The organism is Streptomyces sp. NPDC002787 (assembly GCF_053592095.1).
Map to the genome: position 1 here is coordinate 225845 of NZ_JBSFVC010000006.1, position 21016 is coordinate 246860.

The window sequence follows — 21016 nt, forward strand, 5'->3', positions numbered from 1 at the left end:
ACCGGCCGGGGAAGCGCATCGACCGGCGCGGCGCGATCGGGCGGGCCACACACACGGAGGCCTGTCCACGCGCCGCTCCGGCAGCCCGCGTCCAGGCCCTCGTCGTGGGAGACCTGCGGGCCACTGACTCGGGGGACGGCGACAGGCTCATGCTGAAGCAGATGCGCCGGACGCCCTTCAGCGCGGCGGTCACGTCGGCGATGGTGAGCAGGTCACCGACGGCCGGGTGGTGAGGGAGCTCCCCGGAAAGGTGGCGCGTCAGCGAACGGCTGCCGCGTCGAGCAGGGTGGTCACCGTGGGTGCGACGAGCCCCGTGAGCTTGTCCGCTCCGATGCCGGCGCGGGCGCTGGCGCCGTCGAAGACCAGGCTGAGCTGCCGGGCCAACAGGTCCGGATCGCCGGCCCCTCCCCGCTCGGCCTCGGCACGGAAGAAGGCGGTCAGGTTCGCCTTGACCTGATGGGCGACTTGGCTCGCGGGGTGGCTCTGGTCCTTGAGTTCGATCTGCACGGCCAGGTACCGGCAGCCGCGGAACTCGGGCGCCCCTGCCTGCGACTCCACCTGCTCGAAGACGTGCAGGATCCGCTCTCGGGGCGACAGGCCGTCGTCCGCCGGGGGCAGGAGCGTCGCCACGTAGGCGGAGGCGCGCTCCTTCAGGCTTACCGCCAGGAGTTCGTCCTTGCTCTCGAACAGCTGGTACATGGAGCGCTTCGACACTCCCGCCGCCTTGCACAGCGCCTCGACGCCGATGCCGACGCCGTCTCGGTAGGTGAGCGTGGCCGCGGCCTCCAGCAGTCGCTCCCTGGGGCTCAGTTTCGCTTCGGTGGTCATACCGCGAGGTTAACTCGAAGCGGACGAAATAAAAACCGATCGGTTTCCCGGCAGTCCACCCTCACCCCGGACACCGCGCTGACGCGCCCCACGGACACGGCCGGAAAAGCCGACCCCGAGCGCGATTCGTCCGCGCGAGCCGGCTGAAGCCACCTTGGGCTTGCGCTCGGAAACCGGTCGGTTTACCTTAGTGGAAACCGATCGGTTTCCCCATCTGCGGAGGCAGCCATGACCGTATTCAAGGACGACGCGCCCCACAACGAGTCACAGCCCACGATCCACATCTCGGGCACCACCAGTCACACCATCGCCCCGCACTCAGGGCGTCAGGGCCATGAGGGAACGCTGCGTTACCTCAAGGCGGGCACCGGCGCCCCCCTGGTCCTGCTGCACACCGTGCGCACCCAGGCCGAGCACTTCCGCCACCTCATCCCGCTGATCGCGGACCACTACACCGTGTACGCCCTCGACCTGCCGGGGATGGGCTACTCCGAGATCGTGCCCGGCGCCTCGTACGACGAGCCGGCCATGCGCGCGGGCGTCGAGCGGCTCCTCACCGAACTCGACCTCCACGACGTGACGATGGTCGGGGAGTCCATGGGGGCCGTGCTCGCCCTGACCACGGCGGCCGATCTCCCGGAGCGGGTACGGCGCGTCGTCGCGGTGAACACCTACGACTTCCCCGGCGGGATCGCCCGGTCCAGTCTTCTCGCCCGTGTGGTGGTCGGCGGTGTCCTCGCGCCGGGAGTGGGGCCGGTGATCGCCGGGGTGGAGCCCAAGCCCGTCGTCCGTAGGATCCTGCAGGGCGGGCTGGTCGACAAGACCGCGCTGCAGGAGGACTACCTCGACGAACTCCTCCAGGTGGGCAGCCGCCCCGGCTACTCGACCGTCGCCAGGGCCGTGTACCGGAGCCTGCCCAGTCTCATCGCCGCCCGCTCGCGCTACCCCGAGGTCAAGGCGCCCGTCCACCTCGTCTACGGGGAGAAGGACTGGTCCCGGCACTCGGACCGGCTGGCCGACAAGGACCTGCTGCCCGCCGCCGATTTCACGCAGGTGCCGGGAGCGGGCCACTTCATCGCCTTGGAACGGCCCGACCTGCTGGCCGACCTGCTGACCGCGGTGGTGTGACCGCCCCGAGAGTGCCGTGGCCACCCCCGTTCGGGGGTGGTGCGGGACGGGGACCAGGTTCGACCATGTGCCTGACAACGTCGTGGGCATGCAAAGGAGCAGCGCGTGGCAGAGATTCAGATCGAGTTCGATGTTCCGGCCGAGATGCGTGACGGCACCGTGCTGCGGGCCGATGTCTACCGGCCTGGGGGTACGGGGCCGTGGCCGGTGCTACTGAGCCGACTGCCGTACGGCAAGCAGATGGCCCTGGCAATCGCCCTCCTCGATCCTCTGGCGGCGGCTCGGCGTGGCTTCATGGTGGTCATCCAGGACACCCGCGGCCGGTTCGCCTCCGAGGGTGAGTGGGACCCGTGGACCCATGAGGAGAGCGACGGCTACGACACCGTACGGTGGGCTGCCGCCCTTCCTGGCGCGAACGGCTCCGTCGGCATGATCGGCGCCAGCTACTTCGGCAACACGCAGTGGATGGCGGCGCTGTCCAAGCCGCCGGAGCTGAAGGCGATCGCGCCGATGGTCACGTGGTCCGATCCGGACGACGGACTGTGGACGCGCGGCGGTGCGATCGAGCTCGGCATCACCGCGCCCTGGTCCCTCATGATGGGCGCCGACGCGCTGACGCGCCGGCACAGCACCGACCCCGCCGCGCTCGGTGGCGGCATCGGCAGGCTCGTGCAGGACCTCGACGGCCTGGCCGACGGCGGCTACGGCGAACTGCCCTCCGGGCGGTTCCCCGCGTTCGCCCGGCACGACCTTCCCGAGCTGGGCTACGAGCGGTCCCGGCGGGAGCCCGAGTGGGCGCGGGCCTGCCGAGTCGCGGGCCGGCACGACGAGGTGGACCTGCCCACCTTCCAGGTCGGCGGCTGGTACGACATCTTCACCCAGGGCACGCTCGACAACTTCACCGCCATGCGCCGCGCCGGCCGGTCCGCCACGCTGATCATGGGCCCGTGGAGCCACGCCAACCAGCAGCACGTGATCGGCGACGTCAACTTCGGGTTCGGCGCGAACTCCGCCTTCATGGGCATGCGCGGGCCCCTGCACGGCCTCCAGCTCGACTGGTTCCAGCGCACGATCGGCGACGGCGAGGCTCTGGAGCCGGACACGGGCAACGTGCTGCTGTTCGTCATGGGCGTCAACCAGTGGCGCGAGGAGACGGAGTGGCCTTTGTCGCGGGCGGCGGACACGGACTTCCACCTGCGCGCGGACGGGCGGCTCACGCTGGAGCCGCCCACCACCGCCGAGCAGCCCGAGGAGTTCACCTACGACCCCATGAACCCGGTGCCCACCACCGGCGGCGCGCTGCTGATGACCGACGAGTTCCGTCCCGGTCCCCTCGACCAGACGGCCGTCGAGGCGCGCGAGGACGTCCTGGTCTTCACCACCGAACCGCTCCCCGAGGACACCGAGGTGACCGGCCGCGTCAAGGCCGTGCTCTTCGCGGCCACGGACGGGCCCTCGACCGACTGGGTGGCACGGCTGTGCGACGTCGACGAGCACGGTGTCTCCCGCAATGTCACCGACGGCATCGTGCGGGTGCGCGCGGCGACACCGGGCGAGGCGGCCGAGCACGTCGTGGACCTGTGGTCGACCAGCATCGCCTTCCGGGCAGGCCACCGCATACGGCTCCAGGTCACTTCCAGCAACTTCCCCCGCTGGGACCGCAACCTCAACACGGATGAACCCGAGGAGAGCGCGACCACGGCCCGAGTGGCCCGCCAGCAGGTCTTCCACGACCCGGACCGGCCCTCCCGCATCGTCCTCCCCGTGGTGGTTCCGGCCTGACAGGAAGCAGCGTCCCTCCCCGAGGGTGCCTGGCCGTCGGCGCTCTCGGCGGCCCTGCCTTCCTCGGGCCAGCGGACGACCTGGAGATGACCGTCGTCGACCGGCCGCGTGGGCGGTCGTGGCGCTTCGAGCTGCGCCAACCCGAGGCAGGGCCGTCAGCTCGACGAGGAGCGCCGATCCAGCACGAAAAGATCCCGATGCGCCACACCGGCAGGCCCGAGGACATCGCCGAAGCCGCGGCCTTCCTCGCCGGCTACATCACCGGCATCGTCCTCGACGTGGACGGCGGCATCTCCATCGGATCCTCCATCCGGTAACGCTGGTCCGACGGTCACGCGATGGCTGTGGGCTCGCCGTCGGGAACGGTCACGGCCCAGGCGGCCATGGTGTCGAGGACGGCACGCAGTCCTTCGCCGAGAGGGGTGAGCCGGTACTCGACCCGTGGGGGGATCTCGAGTTGAGCCTGCCCGAAGGTGAGTGAACTCGCTCGCTCAGGGGCGAGTCCACTCAGCTACTGAGCCCAGCGGGGGGCAACGACCACAAGCTCGCCGGCTGGATCCCCACGGTTCGCGCCGTCAGATGCGGACGGTGTCCGAGAGGATCTCGATCTTCACGCCGACTGAACGCCGGTGCTGATCTGTTGGGTGAGCTTGAGCATTTCTTCGACATGGTAGATCTCGGTGATCTTGCCGTCGACAACACGCATGATGTCCTGGCCGTTGATATCGACCGGGTTGCCGCTGGCGGCGAACCCGAAGGCGTCTCCGGTGTGGGTCGCGGTCATCCGCCAGTGGAGGACCACCCAGCCGCCGGGAAGCTCCTCCTGGAACAGGATCCTGTGCTGCCTGTCCGTGAATCCGTCGCGGGTCGCGGCGATCAGCGCTCGCATCCCGTCGATGCCCGAGGCGGCGTCGGCGGCAGGCTTGTGGTCGATCAGATCCGGGGCGAACACCTCGTCCGCCCGGCGACGTCCCCGGTGTCGTAGAGCTCCAACTCGCGCGCGGCGACCCGCAATGCGGTGGTCGTGGCCGAGCGGACCATCTCGCTTGCGGTATTGGCCGTACTGATCGCGGGCATGAGATCCTCCATGGTGTGCGGTGCGGGCTGATCCGTGTTGGACGGGCCGTGGGCGGCTGATCTCGTCCGGCTACAACTTGCCCGTCCTGAAATCCGCGCTGCTTTTGAGGACCGCTGATTCCACGCTCCAGTTCTCCGGCTGGACCCTCTCCCAGAGACTTCCCTTGCCGAGTTCCCTTCCCAACCGGTCTTCACGACGGAACCACTCCTCAGCGCTTCTGATCCTGTTGGGGTGAATTTCGTCGAGCAGGGCGTAGTCCCTGGTGATGATTCCGTGCTTCCACACGTTCCGGAAGCCCGTGAAATTGTCACGGAAGCTCATCGTGCTCTTGTCGTTGGGGTCGGCGTTGTATCCGGCAGGGTGATCAGCAATCCCACTCAGGTCGGGATGGCTCCAATAGGTGTCCAGTTCAGTGTCGATGTACTGCGCCGCGTGCCCGGTGACCTTCTCGAATGCCGCGGCCATGTCGGCGTAGGTCATGTGCTCGATGGCGACTTCGAGGTCCATACCATTGGCCCGTTCCGGGTGATCGAAGAGCCAGCGGACGTAGAATCCGCAGTCTTCGAGAGCCACGTGCGCAACGGCTCCCTCGCCGAGGGGGACTCGCCACGTGACGACACCGTCCTCGATGCTGGGCGTCATGGGCGTGAGCGGCGAGATCACCATCTCGATGTAGGGACCTGAGGTGAAGACCGCCGCTCCCATCCGGTCCCTGTTCTTTTCGTTCTGGAACAGCACCCATTCGGCCATGCGCCCCTTGCCGTCATAGTGGCCGGTGCGGAACCTGGAGTCGTAGCCGGACTTCTTCAGGGCGTAGTCGAGGTTTCCGTAGACGAAGAACTTGATTCCTTCTTCGATCGCTATCTCATATGTGCGGATGGCCCAGTAGGTCTCGGTCTTCTCACCGGAGTTGAACCCGTCGATGTTGACAAACGCCCCGTCACAGCCGCGAAATCCTTCACGCAGCACGTCCTCGTCGGCGAACGACCCTTCGAGGATGGAGACGTTGCCGAGCGCGAGGAGAGCCTGAGCCCGGGGGGAGGTGGCATCCCGCGTGAGGACCCGGACGGAGTACTTCTTGTCTTCGACAAGAGCGCGGACGACGGGCATCCCTTGAGCCCCTGTACCGCCGATGACGAAGATGGTGGAGGTGGCATGAGAGGACATGGTTTTTGACTCCAGAGGTTGAGTACGCACGCGATCACCACGAGCCAATGCGGCGCATTCGGGAACGATCTCTGCATCGGCCGGCGATCAACGGCACCGGCGGACGGACGCTGCGCCGATACCCGTGGGCCACGACAATTGGAAACCGATCGGTTTCCCATACGGTACACCGATCGGTTTCAAGGAGGCAAGCGCCCGGGGGTTCCGGTTCTTCACAGCTGAGCGGTGCGGAGGTGCCTGCGGGCGTTCACCGTTGTGGACGACTGAATCCTGGTTGAACTGAGCGGTGGCTCACCGACAGCCGGAGAACAGCCAGACGGGCGGCCGGCCGCTGCCGCAGGAAGCCCTGACGGAGTTTTCCTAGGGCAGCAGACCCTGTCGACGTGCGGCGACCACAGCCTCGAAGCGGCTGCCGGCTCCCAGCTTGCGCATCGCGCTGCGCAGATACGACTTGACTGTTTCGGGCAGCAGCGACAGCCTGCGACCGGTCTCGGCGTTGCTGCAGCCCAGCGCCACCTGCGCCAGGACGTCGAGTTCCCGGGGCGCCAGTGACGGGCCCGGCGCCGAGTGGGCGGCGGCCGGCCGGGCCAGCCGCTCAGCCGCGTCGAGCAGCCGACCGCGCAGGTCACCATCGGGCACCTGCTGGGCTATGCACCGCAACTCGGCGTGGACCTGGCGTAGTTCTTCCGGCGCCACGCCTCGGTGTCCGTCGACGGCGCCGCTCCGCGCGGCGTCCAGCAGGCGCAGGCGGTGGTCGACCTCGTCACGGATGACCAGCTCCGCGGCCAGTCGGCGCGAGGCGTCGGCGATCGCGTCGACCGCCCGGTCCCCCAGCGGGGCCGGGCCACGACTGGCCCCATAGAGCACCGCGCGCACCGCCCCGGACACCACGACGGGCACGGCGACGACGGAGCGGATCCCCTCCGCCAGCACGGGGCGGTCGTAGTCGTGCGTGATCGAGCGGGCCGACCTGTAGTCGGTCACCCGGGCCGACCGCCCGGTGGTGAGGACCCGGCCGCCCAGCCCGGCCTCGGCGCGCACCGTGAGACCGCGCAGAGCCGCCGTCCGCACACCGATGTGCTGCGACAGGTTCAGCAGTGTGTTCTCCACCTGTCCGCCGAACAGCACGGGGATGCCGGAGCGGCTGTGAACCTGGCGAAGCACCTGCCGGAGCGCGTCGCCGTCATCGGGCCGCAGGAGGGCGTCGGGGCTGGAGCGCATCACCCGTACCCCTTCCCGGGGGTAGTCCGCCGTCGTCGTGATCCGGAGCATAAACCGCCGTAACACCCCTGCCATAGAGCAGCGGCGGAATCGGAGAGATCCCGAAGCGGATCAGAGGTCGAGGACCAGGCGGTTGCCCTTGGCTCGGGAGACGCAGATCATCATGGTGTCGCCCGCGGCGCGCTCCTGGTCGTTCAGGACCGAGTCACGGTGGTCGATCTCCCCGGACAACACCTTCGTCTCGCATCTTGTGTGGGAATCGGTCGGCCACGTGCTGCTCGGCGTCGGAACCCGGGACGACGTAGACGGTCTCTTCCTTGTCCATCAGTGGGCGCACGACCTGGGTCAGATGTGCCTTGCGATCGTCCAGCCAGGGGCCGATGACGTCCTCGCCGGCCGGGCAGACCGACATGCAGTAGGCCGCTTTGTAGCTGGCGCCGAAGGACAGGCTCTGCCACATCGAGGCGCTCTCGCTGTCGCTCACTCGCGAACGGTAGTCGTGGGCGTTACGGCTTTCGGCGACCTGTTCGGCCCAGTCGCCGAAGCCACCCATGAACTCGCGGTAGTTGTGCGTGTAGCAGGCGGAGAAGTTGAAGTGACCGTCGGAGGCGATCGCCCCGGTCGGGAGGCCGTCACGCACAGCTTGCATTCCAGGCAGGGGTTGTACTCGATGGGGCGTGTGTATTCGCTGACCTCGGCGTCGACGAGGATCGTGCCCAGCAGGACGAAGTTGCCGAATTTCGGGTGGATGACATTGCGATGGATTCCCATCTTGCCGAGCCCGGCCGCCACGGCGACCGGCTTGTGCGAGACGACCCACGCCTTCCTGGGGAACTTGTCCATCTCCATCGGAAAACCCATCGCGGGGTTGATGGCGCGCACGCCCGCCGCTTCCAACTTGCCGACCACTTGCCGGCCGATCTCGTTGGTGTGGTCGCCGGTGTGATGGAACTCCAGGTTGGCGACCGAGCGTGCGGGAGTGCGGATGTTCTCGGTTCATTCGGGACACGATGCTGATCAGCGTCCGGACACCCGGCAGGGCGGCGCTCAGGTCCTCTCGCTGGTCGGCGATGTCCGGCCGGTCGATCTCGACGAAGCCGACGTCGTCCGCCCCCGCGTCGAGACACAACTGGCGCAGCCACGCCGCATCCAGCGGCTCGGCGGGCCGGACGGCGGTGCGATCACGTCGGCGGGCTTGGACGACGGTGGGATGGTCTTCGAGCTTGTTCCTGGCCATCGAGCGTCACCTCACGCGGTGGAGTACATATGAGTTTCATGAAGCAACTCGAACCCTAGCTTCGCGAGTTTCGTGAAGCAACTTTCGGCCGAGTCGTACCCCGGCGAGAGGTCGACGATGTGTACGGCGTCGGCGTGCACTCCGACCGAGGGCCGGTCTTCAGGCGTACCCAGAAAGCGGGGACCCCTCAGCCGCCGTGCAGATCACGCGCAGGAGAGGAGCATCGTTGAGCATCCGGTCGACAGGCTCAAGGCCAGTCGACGTACGCGCGCACGCCTGAGGGCGGCCCATCGCAGTGATGTGCCGCCGTCTCCCAGCTGGTGGCCGCGCGTCCGTCGAGAAACGTTTCGGATGTCACGCCGGCGCGTCGGTGAGCGCTGGGCCGGGAAGCAGCTGAACGGCATCCGGACCCGCCACTTGCCCGCATTGGGTGCACACGAGCTGTTCCCGAACGTTGCCTCCGCAGCCCGCATGGTTCGCGATCCGCGGAGGGCCGGCCGGGTCCTCGGCATGCTCATCGCCCCAGTGCATCAAGGCGAGCAACGCGGTGAGCAAGTCCTTGGCCTTGCTCGTGGGCCGGTACTCATAGCGAGCGGGCCGCTCCTGGTAACAGACCCGATCCAGCAGCCCGTCGTCGACCAGCTTGGAGAGGCGGTTGGTGAGCACGTTGCGGGCGATACCGAGACTGTCCTGAAATTCCTCGAACCGGCGCAGGCCCAGCAGCGCGTCGCGAATGATCAGCAAGGTCCAGCGCTCGCCCACAACCTCCAGAGTCCGGGCGATGGAGCACAGTTGACTGTCGTACGTTCGGCCCAACATGCTGCGAATCTAGCACGTTGCGTGAAGCAACCGACAGTTTCGAGGAGTGAGGTCACTCGTGCCGGTGCCGGTTTCTCCCCGGATCCGGTGCGTCACGCAGCCGAGCCGGAACATCGCCGACCTGAGCGGCATCACGGCCACCTACCGGTCCGTCGCCACCACGACGCCGTCCCGCGGCACCGTGGAGTCGATCTTCATCCCGCACGCCCCCCGAACGGCACGACCCCGAACGGAACGGGGGTGGCCACGGCACGGTGGAGGGGGTCACGCCACCGCGTTCAACAGGTCGGCCACCACCTCCGGGCTCTCGAGTGCGATGAAGTGGTGTGCTCCCGGCACCTGTGTGAACTCGGCGGCGGGCAGCAGCCTCTTGTTGGCCTCGCGGTCCGAGGGCCGGGACCAGTCGTTCTCGCCGTGGACCAGGTGGACGGGGGCCTTGACCTCGGGGTACCGGGAGCGGGCCGCGATGAGACTGGGCATGTTCCGGTACAGAGCGCGGGCAACGGTCGGGAAGCCGGGACGCCTGCCTGACTGGAGGAGCTCGTCGAGGTAGTCCTCCCGGAAGGCGGCCTTGTCGCCCACGCCGCCCTGAAGGATTCCGCGCAGGACGGGCTTGGGCTCCTGCTCGGCGATCAACTTGCCCACCCCCGGAGCGATGATCGCGCCGATCACCACACGAGCGAGGAGGCTGGAGCGGGCGATGCCGTCGCGGTAGTCGTACGCGTTCACCGCTACGACGCGCCGTACCCGCTCCGGGAGATCGGCCGCGGTGGTCAGGGCGAGCACCGCGCCCAACGACTCTCCGACCAGCGTCACGTCGTGGAGGTCGAGTTCGGTGAGGAGCCGCTCGACGCCCGCGCGCAGCGCCGGCTCGTCGTACGGCGCGCCGGGAACGATCTCGGAATGGCCCATCCCCGGCAGATCGAGGGCGTACACGGTGTACTGATGCGACAGCATCGGAATGAGGGAGCGGAAGTGCTCGGCCTGCGTCCGCAGAGTGTGCAGCAGGACCAGGGGAGCGCCGGTGCCGGCTTTGAGGTAGCGCAGCGTGCCTTCGCGGCTGTGGCGTCCCGCGCGCGGGACGATGATGTGGCTGGTGGTTCCCTGGATGTGGATCGTGGGACGCGAATCGAGACTGGGCATCTCGTCGTCTCCTTGACGTGTGAACTGCGGATGGGCGATGCGGATGCGGTCGGGCGCGGGTGGATGGTCGGGCAGCGGGGGTGAGTGACGTCGGTGATGTGCGGTCGGGGCTCCCGCCGGGGTGCGGGGTCTACTTGGCGAGCTGGGGGTACAGTCCCGCAAGGTCTCCGGCCAGACCGGCCTTGACCTGCCGCGTGATGTCGTCGGCGAGCACCTCGTACGCGCCCGTCTCGACGCCGTCGAGGGCGAGCGCGGCGACGGCACGGGGGTCGGCCTTGGGTGCGTCGACGCCGGCCGCCAGGTCGGTGTCCACGTATCCCACGTGCAGTCCTGTGACGGCGATGCCGCGCGGCTGGAGCTCCAGGCGCAGGGAGTTGGTCTGTGACCACAGGGCGGCCTTGGAAGCGCTGTAGGAGCCGCCCAGGGCGATCCAGGAGAGCACGGAGTGCACGTTGAGGAGGTGGCCGCCGCCGTTGCGCTCGATGACCGGCACGAAGGCCCGGGCGACCAGGAGCGGGCCGTAGAAGTTGGTCTCGAACTCCCGGCGCACGTCGTCGACCGGGGAGTCGAGGAAGGACGCGCCGACCGAGGCACCCGCGTTGTTGATCAGTACGGTCACGTCTCCCGCCCGCGCGGCGGCCGCCGCCACGGAGGCCGGGTCGGTGACCTCCAGCGCCACCGGTACGGCGTCGGGGTGCGTCACGGCGCGCGGGTCGCGGGCCGTGGCGTAGACCTTGCCGGCACCGCGCGCGTACAGCTCCTCCACCAGCGCCTTGCCTATGCCACGGCTGCCACCGGTGACGAAGACGTTCGCGCCCTTCAGAACGGTCATGACTGCCTCCACAGAATGAAAAACCGATCGGTTTACAACACTGTAAACCGATCGGTTTCCGAGCGCAAGGCCAGACAGGAATTGCCTCCCGCGGCCGGACATCGGTGAAATCATGTCAATCCCGCACATTTCGCCCTCAAGGTTCCAGCGAGGCCGGGAGGAGGGCGGTCATGGAGGCACGAGCGAGCGGCACCGCCGTCCGCGCAGTGACCGCCGGGTCCCCTACGCCGTGCGCCCCGCCACGCCCGCCACGTACCACCTCGACGGCAGCTCGACCCGGGTGCCCGCGGCCGTGCGTTCGGTGGTGAAAAGTGGCAGGTCCCCGCCGGCGAGGACGGTGAGGCCGGCGGCGCGCAGGTGCTCCGGGACGGCCGCGTCGGTGACCTCGCCGGGGGCGATGCCGTGGCGGAAGATCGGGGCGAGCTTGGCGGGAGGGCCGGCGGGGCTCTGCGCGAGGCCCATGAGGACGGGCTTGGCGGCCTCGGTGAGTTCGACGAGGCAGGCCCGGCCGCGCTCCCCCACCAGCGTGGCGATGGTGTCGACGAGGCGTTGGCGGTCGTCGGGCTCGCACTGGTGGAGGACTCCGCGTACGTAGACGTTGGCGTCGCCGAGGTCGGTGTGCAGGGTCTCGGCGTCCGTCTTGTCGGCCGCGTCGAGCATGCGGTACGTGGCCCGGCCTTCGGGGTCGGCGCGTCGGGCCTGGTCGAGGGCGGCGGTGGAGAGGTCGGCGCCGATGACCCGGGGGAAGCGGCCGGCCAGGAAGCGGGTCTGGGTGCCGTTGCCGCAGCCGAGGTCGACGAGGGGCAGGTCGGGGGCCGTCACGTACGGCTCGAACAGGGCGAGATGGACGGCCGCGGTCCGTTCGGGCTCGGCGTCCCAGAAGACCGCTCCCGGTTCGTCGGGGGCCTCCCGCCAGAACCCCTCCCAGGCCGCCCTGTACCGACTGCTCACGCTCATTCCCCACTCCCCCACAGCGACGCCGGCCCGCCGCTCCGGCGGCCCCGATCGGTGTACCGCGCCCGGAACCCACAGACAAGCACCGCGCGCGTCCTCGTCCAGCGGCGGCGACCGCCCTCAGCCGGCTCGACGCCGTCGCGGCAGCGTCAGTTCGCACCACACCGTCTTGCCCGCGCCCGTCCTGCTGGTCCCCCACTCGCGGGCCAGGGTGGTGAGGACACGCAGCCCTCGGCCGAACTCGTCGGTCGGGGAGGTGCTGAGGAGCGTGGGGAGGGTGGGATCGTCGTCGTAGACCTCGCACTGCAGGGTGTCACCGCGGACGAGGCGGAGTTCGATACGGCGTCCGCGCGCGTGTCGTACGGCGTTGGTGACCAGTTCGCCGACGAGGAGGGTCGTGGTGTCCGTGAGGGTGTCGAGGCCCCAGACGTGGAGTTGCTCACGGACGACGGCTCGGGCGCGGGCGACCTCGACCGGGTCGGGGGCGAGGCGCCACTCGGCGACGTCCTCGGGTTCGATGCCGTTGAGCCGGGCCATCAGCAGGGCCACGTCGTCCTTGCGGCCACCGCGGGTGTTGAGAGCGCGGATGATCGTGTCGCAGGCCTCGTCCATGGAGGCGGCCGGGTGCGCGGCGGACTCGCACAGGGTCGCGAGGCCCACGCCGATGTCCTCGCCGCGCATCTCCACCAGCCCGTCCGTACACATCACCAGCCGGTCGCCGGGCTCCACGCCCACACGCACCGCCTCGAACGGCACCCCGCCGACGCCGATGGGCGCGCCCGTGGGAAGGTCGAGGAGTTCGCTGCGGCCGTCCACCGCGCGGACCAGTACGGGCGGGATGTGGCCGGCGTTGGCGAGGTGCAGTTCGCCGGCGATGGGGTCGTAGACGGCGTAGAGGCAGGTCGCGAGGTAGTGCTCGCCGAGGCGCTGGGCGAGGTCGTCGAGGTTGCGCAGGAGTTGCGCGGGCGGCAGGTCGAGGGCGGCCATGGTCTGGACGGCGGTGCGTAACTGGCCCATCATCGCGGCGGAGTTGAGGCCGTGTCCCATGACGTCGCCGACGACCAGGGCAGTGCGGGCGCCGGGCAGTTTCACCGAGTCGAACCAGTCGCCGCCGACGCGCCCGAGCAGGGTGCCCGGCAGGTAGCGGGTGGCGATGTCGCAGCCCGCCCTGTGGGTCGCGATGTCGGGCAGCATGCTGTCCTGGAGCGTCTCGGCGACGTTCTCCTGGTACGTGTACATGCGCGCGTTGTCGAGGACGAGTCCCGCGCGGGCGGCGAGTTCGGCGCCGGTGACGCGGTCCATGTCGTCGAAGACCTCGCGCTCGGGGTGGCGCAGCAGGATCATGAAGCCGAGGACCACGTTGCGGGCCTTGAGCGGCACGACCAGCATGGAGCGGCCGGTGATCAGCGGCCGGATGTCGCGCTTCTCGAACTGCGCGGCGATCGCGTGCCCCATCTGCTCGCTGATGCGCGGTACGAGGACGGGTTCGCCGGTGGTCATGCACTGGAAGAACGGGGTGTGCGCCGGGAACGGCATGGCCTCGCCGACCGGTACGACGTCGTCCCAGCGGCCCGGCTCGTCCGTGTGCTCCACGGCGACCCGGTGCCACATGGTGGTCGTGTCGGGCACCCCTTCGGGGAAGCCCTCACCGGCGACGACCTGTTCGCGCAGATAGGTGCCGGCGACATCGGTGAAGCGGGGCACGACCGCCTTGCTGACCTCGACGATGGTCCGGGACAGGTCCAGGGAGGTGCCGATACGTCCGCTGACCTCGTTGAGGAACTCCAGGCGCTCGCGTACGGCGGCGTACTCGAGGTCCTCGCCCTCGTCCCGTACGTCCTCCGGGACCGGCAGCCCCTCGGCGACGGCGCGCGCGGCCCGGTCGCGGCGCGCCTGCCGCTCCGCGCGCCGGGGTACGCCCCAGTCGGGGGTGACGGGCACCCGGTCGTTCTGGCTGAACTCCAGCACCGGATAGCCCAGTTCGAGAACCTGGGCGACGATGCGGGCGCTCTCGCCGACGCTCATGCTGGGCAGGATCTCGGGGAGTCTGCGGGCCAGTTCCTCGGCTCCGGGGAAGTCGGTGTGCAGGGCGAAGCCGGGCGCGATGCGGGCGACGGCGACGGCCGTGTCGTCCTCCGGCCGGCGCAGGGCCTCGGCGTCGGCGGCCAGCACCAGGAGGCGCTCCCGGCCGGGGCCGACCAGCGGGTAGGCCCACCACAGGACGTCGATCCGGTCACGCTCGGGCACGGTGAGCCGGGCGCGGCCGGCCGCCGGGTAGGAGAGTTGTCCGTCGAGGGAGGTCTCCAGGTCGTGGCCGTGTGCGTCGTACGCGCCGTACGCGCCGCGCGGCAGGGTGTCGTCCTCGTCCGGGAGGGCGCCGGCGACGGGCAGCAGGTCGAGGGCGGGGCGGCCCACGGCGTCGTCCTTGGTGGTGCCGAAGAGCCGGCGTGCGCCGGTGCTCCAGTGCGAGACGAGGCCGGCGCGGTCGACGACGACCACGGCGAGGGGGATGCGGCCGGCCGCGGCGTGCTCCGCCGTGCCGTCACCGGCTCCGTGGCCGGTAGTCGCGCCCGTGTCGGTGCCACGGTCCATGGCCAAGGCCCTTTCTCCCCACGGCTCGCAAGATCTGCGCCGCCCTCACTACCGTACGGCTGCGTAGCGTTGCGATGTGTGGCAATACGCGAATTGCCCCCTGGGAGCCTCCGGCGCACGCCCAGGCCTCGCAGGCGGCGCACGATCATTCGCACGCCCCCGCGTGCACGGCCAAAAAGGGGGGCGTGGGCCGACGACCGCCGGCCCACGCGCTCCCGCCCAATGGCTCAGTCCACGTACCCCAGTTGCAGGTCCCGTTCCGTCCTCCCGCCGGCGGCGACCTGGAGCACCGTCGCGACGGGGGGATATCCGGTGGCGACGACCGTGTACTCGCCGGAGGCAAGGTCGACGAACCGGAACGTCCCGTCGATGCCGGTGGTGTTCGTGTCGACGACGTTGCCGCCGGCGTCGAGGAGGGTGACGCGCGCGTCCTCCACCGGGCGCCCGCCCCCGGCGCGGACCGTGCCCCGCAGGACGGCGCCCCCGGCGAGTTCGACGTCCTGGCGGGTCTCGCGGGCGGCCCGGACGGTGACGGGCAGCGCGGCCGGCCGGTAGGAGTGGGCGCTCGCGGCGAGGGTGTACTCCCCGGCGACCAGCTCGGTGATGAGGTACTCCCCCTCCTCCCCGCTGCGGGTGGTCACGACGACCTCGCCGTGCGCGTCGGTGAGCGTGACGGTCGCGTCGGTGACCGCCCGGCCGTCCGCCGTCCGCACGGTCCCGGCCAGGCGCCCCGCCCCGCCGAGCACGATGTCCACCTCGACGGGGCGCTCCCCGACGGTGACGCTCACGGCCTGCGGCTGGTGGCCCCCGGCGGCGGCGATCAGTACGTACGCCCCCGGCCCGGGCGTGGACAGCGCGTACCGCCCGTCCTCGCCGCTGCCGCCGCGCCCGGTCTGCCGGCCGGTGGCATCGATGAGGGTGAGTGCGGCCCGGGGCACGACGGTGCCGTCGGAATGCTGGACCGTGCCGCAGACGGGAACCCCGGGGACGTACACCGAACGCGCCTGTGGGATATGGACGGCGGGCGTGGACGCGGGCTCGGCGGGGACCTCGTCGCAGGGCACCGGTGTTTTCTCCTTGAGGAAGCAGGCGATCAGGAGCCCGAGGACGAGCACCGGTGTGAGGTACAGGAAGACCCGCGGCATGGCCTCGGCGTAGGCCGACACATAGGCGTCGCGCAGCGGGGCGGGCAGGGCGTGGACGAGGTCCGGGGTGAGGGAGTCGGGGTCGGGGAGGATGCCACGCGCGCGCGTGGGCATACGGTCGGCGAGCCGGCCCAGGAGGAGCGCGCCGAAGACGGCCACGCCCACGCTGCCGCCGATCTGCCGGAGGTAGTTGTTGACGGTGGTGGCGGCTCCGATGTCGGCGGGGCGCACGGAGTTCTGCACGGCGAGGATGAGGACCGGCATCACCATGCCGATGCCGGCGCCGAGGACGGCCGTCCAGATGCAGAAGTGCAGCCGGGGCGTGTCGGTCTCCAGGCGGGACAGCAGCCCCATCCCGAGGACGGTCAGGGCGCTGCCGAGAACCGGGTACGTCCGGTAGTGCCCGGTGCGGCTGATGAGTTGGCCGGTGACGACGGACGCGCCGACGATGCCGGCCGTCATCGGCAGCATGAGCAGCCCGGACTCGGTCGCGGAGATTCCGCCGACCATCCGCAGCTGGGTGGGCAGGTAAGTGGCGGCGCCGTAGAGGGCGATGCCGATGGCCGCCCCCACGAGCCCGGTCACCACGAAGACCGGGTCCCTGAACAGCCGCAGGGGGATGAGGGGTTGGGCGGCGAACCGCTCGGCGACGAGGAAGAGGACCGTCGCGGCGAGCGCGCCGGCGGCGAGCCCGAGGACGATGCGTGAGTTCCACGCGTACTCGGTGCCGGCCCAACCGGCCAGCAGGACCAGGCAGGTCGACGCGCCGGCGAGCAGCAGCGCCCCCAGCAGATCGAGGCGCCCCTTGACCGTCGGCTTCGGCAGTTTCAGCGCGAAGGTGACGACGGCCAGGGCGAGGAGGCCGAAGGGCACGTTGACGTAGAAGCACCACCGCCAGGAGAGGTGGTCCGTGAACCAGCCGCCGAGGAGCGGGCCCGCGACGGAGGCGAGGCCGAACACGGCGCCGACCAGGCCCAGATGGCGGCCACGGTTCCGGGACGGCAGGATGTCGGCGGTGATCGTTTGCACACCGATCATGAGGCCGCCCGCGCCGACGCCCTGGAGTGCGCGGAAGGCGATGAGCTGGTCCATGGTCCGCGCGAAGCCGGCGAGCGCGGACCCGGCCACGAAGACGACCAGCGCGAACTGGAAGGTGCCCTTGCGGCCGCGGAGGTCGCCGAGTCCGCCGTAGAGGGGCAACGTGACGGTGGCGGCGAGCAGATACGCCGTGATGGCCCAGGACATCCGGTCCACGCCGTGCAGTTCGCCGACGATCTCGGGGAGGGCGGTGGCGACGACCATCTGCTCCAGAGCGGCGAGGAGCAGGACGAGCAGCAGGGCGGAGAAGACCCACCGGACGCGGCGCGGGCCCGGTCGGGGAGGTCCGTCCGCCGGTGGCGGTGGGGCGGGTGTGGTGGCCGGTTCGTCCTTCACCAGTGTGATCGCACCCATGCGTACCGCTCCCCTCGTCGCACTTACCGACAATTCCCGCGTTAAGCGGCAACTGTCGGCAAGTGCGGCGAGTTACGGCATTCCGGGGAGCGTCACGGAGATCCACTCGAACCGGTGAGGGCGACAACGCGCCCCGGATGATCGCCCGTTGAACGGGGCACCCTTCTCGCTCCCGCCATTACTTCTCGACCTCGGAGGCGAGGTTGGCCAGCAGGGCGTCGTAGATCCGGGCGAGGCCCTTGGGGGCGAAGGTCTTCTCGAAGAAGCCGCCGATGCCGCCGGCGCCCTGCCAGGTGGTGGTGACGACGACGCGGGAGCCGCCCTCGCCGGCCGGGGTGACCCGCCAAACGGTGACCATGGAGGAGTTGCGGTCCTTCTCGACGAGTTCACCGTCGGAGGGCTCGGTGACCTCCAGGAGACAGTCGCGGACGCGCTTGCTGGTGGCCTGGAGCTTCCAGTGGACGAGGGTGCCCTCGCCGTCGCCGCCCTCGCGCACCTCGTACTCGCTGAAGTGCTGCGGCATCAGCTTCTCGCGCGCGCCGCTGTAGTCGGCCAGGGTGTCGAACACCGTCTCCGCGTCCGCCGCGACGACTCGTTCAGTCGTGGCCTCGACCTGCGCCATTGCACTTCCTCCAGCACTTGGTAACTCGGGGATGTGCGGAAAGCCAACCACCACCGGGCCGGAGGGCCCAAATCGGGGTGCTCCAAGGGCCGGGAGCGGACGGCCCGGAGGACCCCCGACGACACCTCCACACGATGTTCGAAAACCAGTTCGCACGATCAAGGGAACATGTGTTCTATTCTGGGGCCAGAGCAACCGAGGAGGCGTCCATGCGCTGGGACCATCTGGCCGAGAACCCCGCCACGGCCCGGAACGCCGCGCTGTTCGGCGCGGACATGGTGACGAGCCGGACCTTCGACACTCCCGAGTTCCGCGGCATGACCTTCCACGAGGTCCGGGCGAAAACGATCGTGAACCGGGTGCCGGGAGCCTCCCGGATGCCGTTCGAATGGACGGTGAACCCGTATCGGGGCTGCACGCACGCGTGCGTCTACTGCTTCGCCCGCAAGACGCACAGCTATCTGGACCTCGACACGGGCATCGACTTCGACTCGCAGATCGTGGTGAAGATCAACGCGCCGGAGCTGCTGCGCCGCCGCCTCGCCTCGCCGCAGTGGCACGGCGAGCACATCGCCATGGGCACCAACGTGGACTGCTACCAGCGCGCGGAGGGCCGCTACCGCCTGATGCCGGGCATCATCGCCGCCCTGCGCGACCACGCGAACCCCTTCTCGATCCTGACCAAGGGCACGCTGATCCTGCGCGACCTCGACCTGATCCGGCAGGCGGCGGAGGTCACCGAGGTCGGCATCTCGGTCTCCGTCGGCTTCACCGACCACGAGCTGTGGCGCACGGTCGAGCCGGGCACACCCGCTCCGGAGCGCCGGCTGGACGTGGTGCGCGCCTTCACCGACGCCGGCATCGGCTGCGGGGTGCTGATGGCCCCCGTGCTCCCCTTCCTCAGCGACCATCCCGACCGGCTGCGCGCCACCGTACGGGCCGTCGCGGCCTCCGGCGCCACCTCCGTGACCCCGCTGGTGCTGCATCTGCGGCCCGGCGCGCGCGAGTGGTACATGGCCTGGCTGGAGCGGCACCACCCCCATCTGGTTCGGCGTTACGAGCGGCTGTACGCGGAGGGCGCCTACGCCCCGAAGTGGTACCAGCGGCAGATCACCCGTCAGGTGCACGAACTGGCCGAGGAGTACGGGATGGGACCGAGGCGCGCGGAACTGCCGAGGCGGATACCGCCGCGTGAACCGGCCGCGCCTGAGACGGTCCCGACCACGGAACCGACCCAACTGACCCTTCTCTGACGCCTCCGAGGGCATCCGGGCGCTTCTTCCGCCCCGATCGGGTCAAGTCCTGGCGGAACGAGTTCATCCCAGGGCGCACCCCGGGACGATGCGACGAAGGCCGTGGCGTGCACGGCCCGAAATCCTCCGTCCTGGGAGGCCTGACGATGAAGAAACGCGCAGCTGCTCTGTGCGGTGCCGCCGCCGTGTTGGCCGGGATGGTCACCGCGGTCCCGGCCGACGCGAGCGGCGGCTCCGCGGCCGCACCGACGGCGAAACCCGCCTGGAAGAAGTGCGCCACCGCCGACTACCCCACGCTCCAGTGCGCGTCCGTGAAGGTGCCGCTGGACCACCGCGAGCCCCGCGGCAAGAAGATCACGCTCGCCCTCTCGCGTGTCCCGCACACCGCGAGGACGTACCAGGGTCCCCTGCTGGTCAACCCGGGCGGGCCCGGCGGCAGCGGGCTCACCCTGGCCGGATTCGTCGCCTCCTCGCTGCCGAAGAAGGTGGCGGCACAGTACGACGTCATCGGCTTCGACCCCCGCGGTGTGGGCGCCAGCAAGCCCGCCCTGAACTGCGGGCCGAACCACTTCTCTCCGGTACGCCCCGACTCCCTGCCGACCACCTCGAGGATCGAGCAGGCGAACCTCAAGCGCGTCCGGTCCTTCGCCGAGGCCTGCGCCAAGAAGTACGCGGGCGTGCTGCCGTACATCGACACGATCAGCGCGGCCAAGGACGTGGACGCCATCCGCGCGGCCCTCGGGGCCAAGAAGATCAACTACTTCGGCTACTCGTACGGCACCTATCTGGGCGCCGTGTACGCCAAGCTCTTCCCCCACCGTGTACGCCGTGCGGTGCTGGACTCGGTCGTCGACCCCACGGGCGTCTGGCACGACGACAACCTCCAGCAGGACCTCGCCTTCAACGACCGCCACCGGGCGCTGATGGCCTGGATCGCCAAGCACGACAAGACCTACAAGCTCGGCACCGATCCCGAGAGGATCGAGGCCAAGTGGTACGCGATGCGGTCGGCGCTGGCCAAGAAGCCCGCGGACGGCAAGGTCGGCGCCTCCGAGCTGGAGGACACCTTCATGACCGGCGGCTACTACAACGGCTACTGGCCCTACCTCGCCGAGGCCTTCGCCGCCTTCGTGAACAAGAGGAACGACGATCCGCTGGTCGAGGCGTACGAGAACTTCGGCGCCGTGGACGCGGCCGGTGACAACGGCTACAGCGTCTACGCCTCGGTGCAGTGCCGTGACGCGTCCTGGCCGCGCGACTGGAAGGAGTGGCGCGACGACAACTGGGCGGTGTACGAGAAGGCACCCTTCATGACCTGGAACAACGCCTGGTACAACGCGCCCTGCGCCTTCTGGCCCACGAAGGCGCTGCACCCCGTGGACGTCTCCAACACCGCGCTGCCGCCGGTCCTGCTCTTCCAGGCGACGGACGACGCGGCCACCCCGTACGAGGGCGGAGTCGTCACCCACCATCTGCTGCGCGGCTCCAGCCTGGTCGTCGAGCAGGGTGGCGGGAACCACGGCATCACCCTGAGCGGCAACTCCTGCCTGGACAAGCACCTGGCGGCGTATCTGACCGACGGTACGGTGCCGCGCGGCCAGGGCGAGGCCGACGCCACCTGCAAGAAGGTCCCCGACCCGAAGCCCCTGAGCAGCAAGGCCGCGTCCACCTCGTCCCGAGGCTCGACACTGCACGGCCTGCTCGGCTTCCGCGGCTGAGCCCCGCCGTGGGAGCCCCCCGGTAATTCGGGGGCCTCCCACGGC

General features: G+C 69.8%; 20 protein-coding genes and 1 pseudogene. 6 read left to right on the forward strand and 15 right to left on the reverse strand.

The annotated features are described in order from the left end of the window. Positions 1–258: 258 nt before the first annotated feature. Positions 259–828, reverse strand: coding sequence for a TetR/AcrR family transcriptional regulator (locus ACWD26_RS10775; protein ID WP_451268382.1), 570 nt, complete (start codon positions 826–828; stop codon positions 259–261). Between the two features lie 228 nt (positions 829–1056). Between ACWD26_RS10775 and ACWD26_RS10780 the strand changes: the two genes are divergently transcribed. From ACWD26_RS10780 to ACWD26_RS10790, 3 genes are all read left to right on the forward strand, one after another. After that, positions 1057–1956, forward strand: coding sequence for an alpha/beta fold hydrolase (locus tag ACWD26_RS10780; RefSeq protein ID WP_451268384.1), 900 nt, complete (start codon positions 1057–1059; stop codon positions 1954–1956). Between the two features lie 105 nt (positions 1957–2061). Further along, positions 2062–3738, forward strand: coding sequence for a CocE/NonD family hydrolase (locus ACWD26_RS10785; protein WP_451268386.1), 1677 nt, complete (start codon positions 2062–2064; stop codon positions 3736–3738). Between the two features lie 86 nt (positions 3739–3824). Next, entirely contained in the window at positions 3825–4055 is a 231-nt protein-coding gene (locus ACWD26_RS10790; RefSeq protein WP_451268388.1) for an SDR family oxidoreductase, read from the forward strand. 14 nt (positions 4056–4069) lie between these two features. On the opposite strand, the gene ACWD26_RS10795 is transcribed toward ACWD26_RS10790, so the two are convergent. The 7 genes and pseudogenes from ACWD26_RS10795 to ACWD26_RS10825 form a co-directional block, all read right to left on the reverse strand. Further along, positions 4070–4249, reverse strand: coding sequence for a winged helix-turn-helix transcriptional regulator (locus ACWD26_RS10795; protein ID WP_451268572.1), 180 nt, complete (start codon positions 4247–4249; stop codon positions 4070–4072). A gap of 99 nt (positions 4250–4348) precedes the next feature. Further along, positions 4349–4690, reverse strand: a complete 342-nt coding sequence (locus ACWD26_RS10800) for an ester cyclase (RefSeq protein ID WP_451268390.1) — start codon at positions 4688–4690, stop codon at positions 4349–4351. Next, the gene (locus ACWD26_RS10805; protein WP_451268392.1) at positions 4672–4815 is read right to left on the reverse strand and encodes a hypothetical protein; all 144 of its coding nucleotides are present in this window, start codon (positions 4813–4815) and stop codon (positions 4672–4674) included. The genes ACWD26_RS10800 and ACWD26_RS10805 overlap by 19 nt, the downstream gene beginning before the upstream one ends. 70 nt (positions 4816–4885) lie before the next feature. Then, a complete protein-coding gene (locus ACWD26_RS10810) occupies positions 4886–5983 on the reverse strand; it encodes an NmrA family NAD(P)-binding protein (RefSeq protein ID WP_451268394.1) in 1098 nt (365 codons plus the stop codon). A gap of 360 nt (positions 5984–6343) precedes the next feature. Continuing rightward, positions 6344–7204 carry a LuxR C-terminal-related transcriptional regulator gene (locus ACWD26_RS10815; protein WP_451268395.1) on the reverse strand — a complete coding sequence of 287 codons (861 nt, stop codon included), beginning with the start codon at positions 7202–7204 and terminating at the stop codon, positions 6344–6346. A gap of 111 nt (positions 7205–7315) precedes the next feature. After that, a pseudogene (locus tag ACWD26_RS10820) lies at positions 7316–7450 on the reverse strand (2Fe-2S iron-sulfur cluster-binding protein); the annotation flags it as partial. Beyond that, positions 7410–7844, reverse strand: a complete 435-nt coding sequence (locus tag ACWD26_RS10825) for a hypothetical protein (RefSeq protein ID WP_451268397.1) — start codon at positions 7842–7844, stop codon at positions 7410–7412. The pseudogene ACWD26_RS10820 and the gene ACWD26_RS10825, both read right to left, overlap by 41 nt. 345 nt (positions 7845–8189) lie before the next feature. Between ACWD26_RS10825 and ACWD26_RS10830 the strand changes: the two genes are divergently transcribed. Continuing rightward, positions 8190–8474, forward strand: a complete 285-nt coding sequence (locus ACWD26_RS10830; RefSeq protein ID WP_451268399.1) for a hypothetical protein — start codon at positions 8190–8192, stop codon at positions 8472–8474. A gap of 321 nt (positions 8475–8795) precedes the next feature. Here the strand turns inward: ACWD26_RS10830 and ACWD26_RS10835 are convergent, their stop codons facing one another. The 7 genes from ACWD26_RS10835 to ACWD26_RS10865 form a co-directional block, all read right to left on the reverse strand. Next, positions 8796–9260, reverse strand: coding sequence for a winged helix-turn-helix transcriptional regulator (locus tag ACWD26_RS10835; protein ID WP_451268401.1), 465 nt, complete (start codon positions 9258–9260; stop codon positions 8796–8798). Positions 9261–9524: 264 nt separating this feature from the next. Beyond that, a complete protein-coding gene (locus tag ACWD26_RS10840; RefSeq protein ID WP_451268403.1) occupies positions 9525–10403 on the reverse strand; it encodes an alpha/beta fold hydrolase in 879 nt (292 codons plus the stop codon). A 130-nt stretch (positions 10404–10533) separates the two neighbouring features. After that, entirely contained in the window at positions 10534–11235 is a 702-nt protein-coding gene (locus tag ACWD26_RS10845) for an SDR family oxidoreductase (RefSeq protein WP_451268405.1), read from the reverse strand. Positions 11236–11457: 222 nt separating this feature from the next. After that, complete coding sequence (locus ACWD26_RS10850; protein ID WP_451268407.1) at positions 11458–12192, reverse strand: class I SAM-dependent methyltransferase; 735 nt, start codon at positions 12190–12192, stop codon at positions 11458–11460. A 117-nt stretch (positions 12193–12309) separates the two neighbouring features. Next, complete coding sequence (locus ACWD26_RS10855) at positions 12310–14781, reverse strand: SpoIIE family protein phosphatase (RefSeq protein WP_451268409.1); 2472 nt, start codon at positions 14779–14781, stop codon at positions 12310–12312. Positions 14782–15008: 227 nt separating this feature from the next. Continuing rightward, positions 15009–17378, reverse strand: coding sequence for an MFS transporter (locus ACWD26_RS10860; RefSeq protein ID WP_451268411.1), 2370 nt, complete (start codon positions 17376–17378; stop codon positions 15009–15011). Between the two features lie 178 nt (positions 17379–17556). Beyond that, positions 17557–18000, reverse strand: a complete 444-nt coding sequence (locus tag ACWD26_RS10865; RefSeq protein ID WP_451268413.1) for an SRPBCC family protein — start codon at positions 17998–18000, stop codon at positions 17557–17559. A gap of 209 nt (positions 18001–18209) precedes the next feature. Here ACWD26_RS10865 and ACWD26_RS10870 point away from each other — a divergent pair, with 209 nt between their 5' ends. Beyond that, a complete protein-coding gene (locus tag ACWD26_RS10870; protein ID WP_451268415.1) occupies positions 18210–19253 on the forward strand; it encodes an Rv2578c family radical SAM protein in 1044 nt (347 codons plus the stop codon). Positions 19254–19399: 146 nt separating this feature from the next. Continuing rightward, entirely contained in the window at positions 19400–20971 is a 1572-nt protein-coding gene (locus tag ACWD26_RS10875; RefSeq protein WP_451268417.1) for an alpha/beta hydrolase, read from the forward strand. Positions 20972–21016: the final 45 nt, after the last annotated feature.